This window comes from Frankia sp. CgMI4 (assembly GCF_001756285.1).
Lineage (GTDB): Bacteria > Actinomycetota > Actinomycetes > Frankiales > Frankiaceae > Frankia > Frankia casuarinae.
Map to the genome: position 1 here is coordinate 131,279 of NZ_MAQZ01000046.1, position 9,818 is coordinate 141,096.

A 9,818-nucleotide genomic window follows, 5' to 3' on the forward strand; every position below is an offset into this window, starting at 1 on the left:
CCGAACTGGTAACCCACACCGAGCGCGCACCACGTTTCCCCGACCCGGCCGGTGGCACACCGGCCGGGTCTCGAGACCACGTCATCGGGAGACAGCGAGGACCGGAACGGCATCGTCGATCTGGCCAGGTAGGGCATCACGGCAGACGACGGCGAAAGACCACCCAGATTGCCCACGTGCGCCCCGCCGGGTCAGTCGGCCGGGATGATCCGGTAGCCGACCCCCGCGAGCGTCTCGATGACGGGCGGGTCGCCGAGTTTGCGACGCAGCCGTCCAATGGTGACCGAGACGGTCTTGGTGAAGGGGTCCGCGTACTCGTCCCAGACCTGTTCGAGCAGCCGCTCGGCACTCAGCGGGGCCGGCATCGCGCGCAACAGTGCCTCCAGTACGGCGAATTCCTTGGCGGAGAGATCGAGTCGCCGCCCGTCACGGATGGCGGTGTGGCGCAGTGGGTCGAGTTCGACACCGCCGGCTTTGAGGACGCGTGGCTGCGCGGTGGGCCGACGCCGGGCCAGTGCCCGCACCCGTAGGACGAGTTCGGGAAAGTGGAAGGGTTTGGGGAGGTAGTCGTCCGCGCCGAGGCTCAGCCCGGTGACACGATCGGCGCTGGTGTCGGCCGCGGTGAGCATCAGAACCATGGCCGGGTCCTCGGAATCTATGATCATCCGGCACAACATGTCACCGTTCAGGCCGGGGAGGTCACGGTCGAGCAGCACGACGTCGTAGCGGTTGACATCGAGTTTGGCGGCGGCGTCGAGACCGTCGTAGCTGACATCGACGGCCATGCCGTGGTCACGGAGGCCTTCGGCGATGTCGTCGGCGAGGCGGTGCACGTCCTCGACGACGAGCACTCTCACCGCGACCCCCCGGGCCTCACCGCGACCCCGGCCTCACCGCGACCCCCCGGCACCCTCGGCACCCTCGGCACCCCCGACACCGGAGCGCGGCCGACGAGCGGCATGGTGATGACGGCCCGCAGACCGCCCTCGGGTCGGGCGCTCAGGTGCAGAGCGCCGTCATGGGCCGCGGCGATCGCGGCGACGATCGACAGCCCGAGCCCGACGCTGCCGGCGGTCGTGCGGTCGGCGGCCAGGCGGCGAAACGGCTGCCCGAGCTGCTGGACGTCGGCGTCGTCGAGCGGCGGCCCGGCGTTCTCGATCGTCAGGTGGGCAATCCTGGCGTCATCCGTGCCGCCGGTGGCGGGGTGGCAGCGGACCTGGACCTGGACGTGGACGAAGCCGCCGGGATGGTTGTAGCGCAGGGCGTTGTCGAGGAGGTTGTCGACCAGGCGCCGCAGCAGCGTCGGGTTTCCGATGATCTCGACGGCCGCGAGCTGACGGTGGATGTGCACGCCCAGCTCGGCGGCGTGAGGTTCGCGGGCTGYCAGCGCGGCGACGACGAGGCCGGTGAGCGAGACGGCGGCATCATTGCCGGGTGCCCCCTGATGGGCCCGCGCCAGGGTGAGGAAATTCTCGATCAGCCGGTCGGCCTGGTCGAGTCCCTCGCGAAGCTTGCCGGCGAGCACGGTGACCTCCCGCGGCACGGGCTGGGGTTTGCCCTCGGCGACATCGAGCGAGGTCCGCATCATCGTGAGCGGGGTGCGCAGCTCGTGGGAGGCATTGGCGACGAAGCGTCGCTGCGCCTCGAACGCGGTCTCCAGGCGGGCCAGCAGCCCGTCTATGGTGTCACCAAGGTCGGTGAGTTCATCCTGCGGGCCGGGTAGGTCCAGGCGCTCGTGCAGGTTCTCCTGGGAGATCCGCAGGGTGGTCGCGGTCATCGTGCGCAACGGGCGCAGCACCCGGCCCGCCACCAGCCAGCCGAGCCAGATCGACACAACCGCCATGATCGCCAGTGCGATCCCGGACTCGACGAGCAACTGGTGCAGGTAGCTGTGGTGGACCTGCGAGGCGACCGCCGACGAGGCCCGTGGCGGGGCCGGTTGCCCGTTGAGTGGGCCGCCCTGGGTTTCCGGCATGCCGGTCGGGGTGGTGGTGATCTGGATGGTGGCGGTGACGTGCAGCACCAGAAGATACGTGATCGCCAGCAGCGCGGCGCCGGACAGGACGAACAAGCTGCCGTAGAGCAGCGTCAGGCGCAATCGGACCGTGCGCGGGAGCAGCCTCGCCCACGGCCACCGACGGAGGCGGGCGACCAGCCCGCTGGAACGCGGGGCGGCAGCGGCGGCTGACACCGCCCGCCGAGCCGGCTCGGGCGGCTCGGCGGGTGTACCGGACGCCGCGGCAGCCGTCCTCGCCCGCTCGGCCAGGTCACTCACGCTTGGCTGCCACCTCTCGCAGATCCCGCACTGGAACCACCGTGCGCTGAAACCACCGTGCGCTGAAACCACCGTCGCCTGTTGGCGCATGCGAACGGGAACCGGCTTCGGTGCGACCTTCCGCCCTCCCAGGATCCCACCCGCGCGGGTAACAGGGCGGTAACAGCTGACGTTGACCCCGTGTTGCCGCCCCCGTCATATCAACGTCCCAGTAACCGGACGCAGCCGAGAATCGGACCGAGCGCCGATCCCGCACCTGACGAGGACGTGAGCGAGATGAACAACACACCACAGGCCACACCACAGGCCATGCCGCAGACCACACCACAGACCAGAGCCGCGGACCGGTACCCCGCGACGCCCGCAGCGACGCCCGCAGCGACCAGGCGGTCTTCGGCGGCGCGCAGGACGGTCGGCGCCGCGGCGGTTGCCCTGTGCCTGCTCGGCGCCGCCGCGTGCCAGGGCTCGAAGACGTCGCCCGATCCCGGGTCGGCTACCAGCTCGCCGGCTACCAGCTCGCCGGCTACCAGCTCGCCGGCTACCAGCTCGCCCGACCCGGGTCAGGTTCAGCAGCAGCAACAACAGCAGGCCCCGGGTGGTGGATCGCGGCCAGATCTGGGTACCCCGTTCACGCCGTCCGGGCATTCGTCGGCGAGCCTGCCCCCGCTGTCCGGAAACGGGTCATGACCGCGCTCGGCACCCACAGGCCGGCCCACGCACCGGCGACATCCTCGAGCAGGTTCTTCGTGACCTACCTGCTGCGCGGCCTGYGGGGACGGGCCCGGCAGACAGTGATCGTCGCGGTCGGTCTGGCGGTGGGGGTCGCTGCGGTGGTCACGCTGACCGCGGCGTCGACGGGCGTGAGCCGGGCGCAGACCACGGTGCTCCACTCGCTATACGGGGTGGGCACCGACATCTCGGTGACGACGGCGGCCACCAGCGGCTCGGGTTCGAGCGGTTCGGGTTCGAATCAGGGCCTGGTCACGTCCGGAGACGCGGGCAAGGAGTTCTTCCGGCTGCCGCCCGGCCTCGGGCTGCTGGATTCCTCAGCCCTRGCCCCGATCTCGAAGATGTCCGGCGTGGCCGAGGTCGCGGGCGGCCTGAGCGTGGGTGAGACGGTCGTCGGCCCGACGCCGTCCACCGGCGGGCTACCCAGCCTCACCTCGACCAGCATCGACGGGGTCGATGTCGCGCACCTCAAGCTCGGCCCGTACGCCTCCGGCACGCTCACCTCGGGCCGGTCCTTCACCACCGCGGACGCCGACGCCGACCGCGCCGTGATCGACGCGCGTTACGCGGCCGCGCACAACCTTGGGGTGGGCTCGACGATCGTGATCGCCAAGACCCGCTTCACCGTGATCGGCATCATCAGCCAACCAGCCGCCAGCGACCCGGAGGACGTCTTCATCCCGCTCGGCCGCGCCCGGGCACTCGCCTCCTCCGCCCGGCCCGACCTGGCCGGGAAGCTTACCGCGATCTACGTGGCCGCCGCCGGCGCGGCCGACATCCCCACCGTGCACGACGAGGTCGCCAAGCTGCTCCCGAGTGCCACCGTCACCAGCTCGTCGGACCTGGCCAGCAGGGTCAGCGGGTCGCTGGCCAGCGCCGCCGACCTCGCGCGCGACCTCGGCCGCTGGCTGGCCGTGGCGATGCTCCTCGCCGCATTCGCGCTGGYCGCCCTGCTGACCACCGCCGCGGTGCGGCGGCGGGTTCGCGAGTTCGGCACGCTCAAGGCACTCGGGTGGCATACCCGGCGCATCATCGCCCAGATCATGGCCGAATCGCTCGTGACCGGCCTGGCCGGAGCCGCGGTCGGAATCGGGCTCGGGTTCGCCGGCGCCGCCGTCATCGACGCGATCGCCCCCACGCTGACCGCGGCCGTCGCCCTGAACCCCGGCTCGACACCACCCCAGGGCGCGCTGATCAAGAACGGCAGCCTCGAGACGATGACGCTGCCCGGCGGGGTGCACACCCTCAGCGTCCACCTGCACGCCACCGTCGGGGCCGCGACGATCCTGCTCGCGGTCGTGCTCGCGATCGTCGGCGCGGTCCTCGCCGGCGCGCTCGGCAGCTGGCGCGTCGCCCGGCTGCGCCCGGCCCACGCCCTCGTCCGCGTCGCCTGACCAGCCCACCAGCACACCAGCACACCAGCACACCAGCCCCGGCCACCCGCACCCGCTTACCGCCCTTCCCGAGGTCGAACCGAGCTTTCCCGAGATCGAATCGAGAACCCGATGTATACCCTTACCGGCGTTTCCAAGACCTTCCGCGCCCGTGGCAGCACCGTCACCGCGGTGCGGGACCTGAACCTGTCCATCGCCGACGGCGAATGGCTCGCCATCCAGGGCCGCACCGGCAGCGGCAAGAGCACCCTGCTGCAGCTGTTGGGCGGCATGGACCGGCCCAGCACCGGCACCGTCAACCTCGACGGTCAGGACCTGGCCACGATGTCCGAGAAACAGCTCACYGAGATCCGTGCCGCCCGGGTCGGCTTCGTGTTCCAGATGTTCAACCTCATCCCCACCCTGTCCGCGATCGAGAACGTCGAAGCCGCCCTCGTTCCGCTGCGCACCCCCGCCGTCCAGCGCCGGGAACGCGCGGCGGCAGCGCTGGCGGCCGTGGGCCTGGCCGATCGAGCCGGACACCTGCCCTCCGAGCTGTCCGGCGGCCAGCAACAACGCGTGGGGATCGCCCGGGCCCTGGTCAAGGAACCCAGCGTGCTGCTCGCCGACGAGCCCACCGGCAACCTCGACGTCGACACCCGCGACGAGATCCTCACGCTGCTCGAACAGATCTGGACCGCCAACCAGCTCACGCTCGTGCTCGTCACCCACGACAGCGCCGTCGCGGCCCTCGCCGAACGTGTTGCCGTCATGCACGACGGCAAGCTGGACATCACCGGTACGCGGATCGGGTGACCGGCATGTCAAACGCACGCCGCCGGTCGGCGAACGCACGATCGGAGCCCTCATGTTCGTCCTGACCTATCTTCGACGTGAACTGCGGCACCGGTCGCGTCAGGCGATGCTCGTCGCCACGGGGCTCGCCGTCGGCGTCGGGCTCGTCCTCGCCACGACGGCTACCGCCGCCGCGGTCGACGACGCGCAGACCGCGGTGCTACACACGCTGAACGGGATCGGCACCGACCTCACCGTCACCGCCACACCATCGGCCGACCGTCGCGCCGGCGCGACCGGCAGCGGCAGCGCGGACGGCAGCGGCAGCGCGGACGGCGCGAGCAGCACGGGCCTGTCGGTGGCCGGCGGGGCGGTGCTGGATTCGTCGACGGTGCGGGCCATCGCCGGGCTGGCGCACGTCGCCGGCGTCGCGGACTCGTTGGTCCTGAGCGAGATCACCCTCCCGCCGACCGGCTCGGGCGGCATCCCGACCAGCACGAGGATCGACGGGATCGACGTCACGCGCCTGGGCCTCGGGCCAGCCGCGTCCGCCACGCTTCGCTCGGGCCGTTCCCTGTCCCGGGCCGACAGCCGCGGCGACGTCGCGGTCATCGACACCCAGTACGCCGCCGCCCACCACCTTGGCGTCGGATCGACGATCACCGTTGCCGGGACCCGGTTCGCCGTCGTCGGGATCGTCTCCCAACCCACGGCCACCGGCGCGGCAAGCATCTACCTCCCGCTCGCTGCCGCCCAGCGGCTGCCCGCCGGCCAGCACTCGAAGCCGCTGGCGGGGAAGGTAAGCACGATCTACGTCTCGGCGAGCACCGCGGCCGACGTCGGCGCGGTCGAAACCGAGCTCGCCGCGCTCCTGCCCTCGGCCACCCTCAGCAGCTCACGCGACCTCGCCGAGGCGGTCAACGGCTCTCTCGCCAGCGCCACCACCCTCATGCACGATCTYGGCACCTGGCTCACCGTGGGCGTGCTGTTGGCCACCGTCGCCGCCGCCAGCCTGTTCACCCTCGCCTCCGTAACCCGGCGGACGCGCGAACTCGGAACCCTGAAAGCGATCGGCTGGACCAGCTGGCGCGTCATCACGCAGATCATGGCCGAGTCCGGCACGGTCGGCCTCGCCGGCGCGGCGCTCGGAGTAGCGGTCGGCTACGCCGGCATCGGTCTTGTCAACGCGGTCGCACCGACCCTGACCGCCACCGTCGGCACCGGCACGGGCGCGCACAACCTCGCCGTGCACCTGAACGCACACACCGAGCCAAGCACCCTCGCGGCGGCGGCCCTGATCGCCATCGCCGCGGCCCTGATCGCCGGCACGCTCGCGGCCTGGCGCACGACCCGGCTGCGGCCGGCCCACGCCCTGGCCGAGGTCGAATGAACGCCAAGGCTCCCACGCACCTCCATCACCGGCGGCCGGGGCTCGATGACGGAACGGGTCAGCCGTGTTGATTACCGCGGCACTACGTGACGATGACCTGACCGGGCACTGCGCCGGTCGTTTGCCGAGCAAAGAAGCCCAGAATGGCCGAGTTCACTTCGGTGGGGCGTTCCAGGTAGCCGTAGTGGCCGCAGCCCGGAATTTCTTCGTAGGTGGCTCCCGGGATGGCCTCGGCGACTTCGCGGCACAGCGGTGGACGGACTATCAGGTCGTCCTGGAAGCCGATCACCAGACAGGGGCACTGGATATGCGCGAAGCCCGGCCGGCGGTCGGGGATGAGTTCCAGGCCCAGTTGGCCGCGGGCCGCCGAGAGGGTCACCGCGGAGACCTCGAAGACGTCGAGCCAGTCCCTGATCTGCCGTTCGTCGTTGAGCGTACGCGGCGAGAGGCTCTGCAGCGCATGCATGAAAGCCGCATAACGCGCAGGTACCGTGACACCGCTGTCGTACAGCTCTATTTCGGCTAGGGACATGGCGGTGGCCAGCGCGTCGGACCTGCCGCGGGTCGCCATCAGCACGGCCTGCCCGACCAACCGGGGCCGGGCGACGAGCAGCTCCTGCACGATCATGGCGCCGAGTGAGAAGCCCACAACCCGGCAGCCCTCGATGCCCAGATGCTCGATGAGGGCGGCGGTGTCGGCCACCATGTCGGCCAGCGTGAACCCCTCAGGCCCGGCGTCGGAGGGCGGAATGCCCCGGTTGTCCATCGTGATGACGCGGTAGCCCGCGGCTCGCAGCGCCGGCACCTGGTGGGTCCGCCAGACGCGCCCGGGGGCTCCCGTCCCGGTGACCAGGAGGACCGGCGCTCCCACGCCGTAGTCATCGAAGCTCAGGTTGATCCCGTTGATCCGAGCCACCGGCATCGGCTAGTCCTCCATCGCGATTTCCGCTTCCAGCTCCTCAAGCTGCTGCTGGGCCAGGCTGAGCAGCGGAAAGYCGGACGGGCTGTGCCCGCCGGCCCCCGGGCGGCCCGCCTGAGCGGCCAGCCCGGTCAGCATCGCCACCCACCCGTCGGTCAGCTCCCGCACCGCGTCCGGCTCGAGAAGACCGGCAGGCCACGACAGCGACACGGTGAGCYCGGGCCCGTCGGGCCCGTCTTCGACGATCCCGTCCGCCTCCAGCGCGTGCGCGACGGGCATCCGCTCGGGCATGTCCCCGCCCAGCGCCACCGGCTGCCACTCCTCCTGCCTGGCCGAGGTGGTGAACCGGCCCAGGTAGTTGAACCCGATCTGCGGCACCGGTGGCGCGGCCAGCRCCGGTCCCGTGACCACGTTGAGATAGCGCAGCACGCCGAAGCCCAGGCCATCGCCCGRCACCGCCCGCACCTGCTCCTTCACCCKCTTGATCACCACGCCCGCGGCATCGCCACCCGCCCGTACCTCGGCGAAGTCCACCCGACCCGGGTCCAGCCGGACGGGATGCACGCTGGTGAACCAGCCGACCGTACGCGACAGATCCACGTCATCGGCCAGCGGCTCGCGCCCGTGCCCCTCCACATCCACCAGCACCGGGCCTGGCACCCCGCGCCATTCGGTCACCGCCAGCGACAGACCTGTCAGCAGCACGTCGTCGATCCCGGCGTGGAACACCGCGGGTACGGTTGTCAGCAGCGCCGCCGTCACGTCACGCGGCACCGGGACCGACACCCGCCGTACGCTCGACACCGTGTCGCGAGCGGGGTCCAGGGGACGCCCGCCCAGCGGCGGCTCGGGATCGGCCAGCAACCGCTGCCACCCAGGCAGTTCCGCCACCCGCGCCGGGTCGTCCGCCGAGCCGGCCAGCAGCCCCGCCCACCGGCGGAACGAGGTGCCCACCGGCTCCAGCGAAGCCCCCGTACAGGCCGCCGCCAGGTCCGGCAGCAGCACCCGCCACGACACCCCGTCGACCACCAGGTGGTGCGCCACCAGCAGCACCCGGCCGGGGGCATCCGGCCCCCGATCCAGCCACACCACCTGCAGCATCACCCCGGCCTCCGGATCGAGCCGCCGCGCCGCCGACCGGCCCACCGCGGCCACCAGCGAGGTCAGCTCGGGCCCGGTCAGACCGGCGGCGTCCACCCGGTGCACCGACGAGGAGGCGTCCAGACCAGGCGGCGGAATGTCCAGCCGCCACGAGGCGACGTCCGGGCCGGGGCACACCAGCCGCGCCCGCAGCGCGTCGTGCCGGTCCACCAGAGCCTGGACCGCCGTGACCAACCGGCCCTCGCCCAGCCCAGCCGGCACGATCGTCAGCACCGACTGGGAGAACCGGCGCAGCCCGGTCCGCTCGGCCACCCAACGCATCACCGGGATCAACGGGACCTCACCGACGGCCAGGTCGTCGACCGCCGGTCCGGCGGGCCTGCTCTCCGCCACCAGCGCGAGGCGGGCGGGCGTCTTGTCCTCGAACACCTGCCTGGGCGTGATCACCATGCCCGCACGGCGGGCCCGGGCCACCAGCTGCATCGACATGATCGAGTCGCCGCCGAGGTCGAAGAAGCTGTCGTCGGCCCCGACGTACTCCAGGTGCAGCAGCTCGGCGAACAGCGCGCACAGCGCCTCCTCGACGGGCGTCCGGGGCTCCCGGCCACCGGCCAGGCCCGCGAAGTCGGGAGCCGGCAGCGCGTCCCGGTCCAGCTTGCCGTTGACCGTCAACGGCAACGCGTCCAGCAGCACTACCGCGGAAGGAACCATGTAGTCCGGCAACAGCCCGGCCGCGAAGTCCCGGAGGTCCGAGCCGTCCCCGGCGGTTCCGGCGGTCCCGGCGGTCCCGGCGAGATAGGCCACGAGGTGCCKGTGGCCGGGCTGGTCCTCACGCATCACGACGGCGACCTGGTCGACGGCGGGATGCCCGGACAGCACGGCCTCGATCTCGCCGGGCTCGATCCGGAAACCACGGATCTTCACCTGCGCATCCGCCCGCCCSGCGAACACCAGCCCACCATCGCCGGTCCACCGGGCCAGGTCACCCGTGCGGTACATGCGCTCCCCCGACCCCCCGAACGGGCAGGCCACGAACCGCTCCCCGGTCAACGCGGGACGATTGAGATAGCCACGGGCCAGCCCGGCACCCGCCACATAAAGCTCACCGACCACCCCGGGAGGCACCGGCCGCAGGAACTCGTCCAACACATACGTCCGGACACCCGGCAACGGGCCACCCACCACACTGCCCGTCCCCGCCACCACCCGCTCCCGGTCCAACGCGATGTGCGTGAC

7 protein-coding genes are annotated in these 9,818 nt (G+C 71.7%); 3 read left to right on the forward strand and 4 right to left on the reverse strand.

What is annotated here, in order from left to right; all coding sequences use genetic code 11:
* Positions 1-191: 191 nt before the first annotated feature.
* On the reverse strand, positions 192-857 hold the full coding sequence (locus tag Manayef4_RS05165; RefSeq protein ID WP_011436856.1) for a response regulator transcription factor: 666 nt from the start codon (positions 855-857) through the stop codon (positions 192-194).
* Positions 854-2,275 carry a HAMP domain-containing sensor histidine kinase gene (locus Manayef4_RS05170; protein WP_070130816.1) on the reverse strand — a complete coding sequence of 474 codons (1,422 nt, stop codon included), beginning with the start codon at positions 2,273-2,275 and terminating at the stop codon, positions 854-856. The genes Manayef4_RS05165 and Manayef4_RS05170 overlap by 4 nt, the downstream gene beginning before the upstream one ends.
* 455 nt (positions 2,276-2,730) lie before the next feature.
* Here Manayef4_RS05170 and Manayef4_RS05175 point away from each other — a divergent pair, with 455 nt between their 5' ends.
* The 3 genes from Manayef4_RS05175 (at position 2,731) to Manayef4_RS05185 (ending at position 6,562) form a co-directional block, all read left to right on the forward strand.
* A complete protein-coding gene (locus tag Manayef4_RS05175; RefSeq protein ID WP_139140010.1) occupies positions 2,731-4,398 on the forward strand; it encodes an ABC transporter permease in 1,668 nt (555 codons plus the stop codon).
* Between the two features lie 111 nt (positions 4,399-4,509).
* On the forward strand, positions 4,510-5,193 hold the full coding sequence (locus Manayef4_RS05180; RefSeq protein ID WP_011436859.1) for an ABC transporter ATP-binding protein: 684 nt from the start codon (positions 4,510-4,512) through the stop codon (positions 5,191-5,193).
* Between the two features lie 52 nt (positions 5,194-5,245).
* Positions 5,246-6,562: an ABC transporter permease gene (locus Manayef4_RS05185; protein WP_070130818.1), complete on the forward strand. Its 1,317-nt coding sequence runs from the start codon at positions 5,246-5,248 to the stop codon at positions 6,560-6,562.
* A gap of 82 nt (positions 6,563-6,644) precedes the next feature.
* Here the strand turns inward: Manayef4_RS05185 and Manayef4_RS05190 are convergent, their stop codons facing one another.
* Both Manayef4_RS05190 and Manayef4_RS05195 read right to left on the reverse strand, forming a co-directional pair.
* Positions 6,645-7,484 (reverse strand): alpha/beta hydrolase, encoded by an 840-nt coding sequence (locus tag Manayef4_RS05190; protein ID WP_070130819.1) that lies wholly within the window; start codon positions 7,482-7,484, stop codon positions 6,645-6,647.
* 3 nt (positions 7,485-7,487) lie between these two features.
* Positions 7,488-9,818, reverse strand: a 2,331-nt coding sequence (locus tag Manayef4_RS05195) for a condensation domain-containing protein (RefSeq protein WP_139140011.1), incomplete at its 5' end; no start/stop codon positions are given.

What these genes read in the sequence shown, in the direction of transcription:
- Manayef4_RS05190 (WP_070130819.1), bottom strand. Translation starts at nt 7,484, where the DNA reads ATGCCGGTGGCTCGGATCAACGGGATCAACCTGAGCTTCGATGACTAC.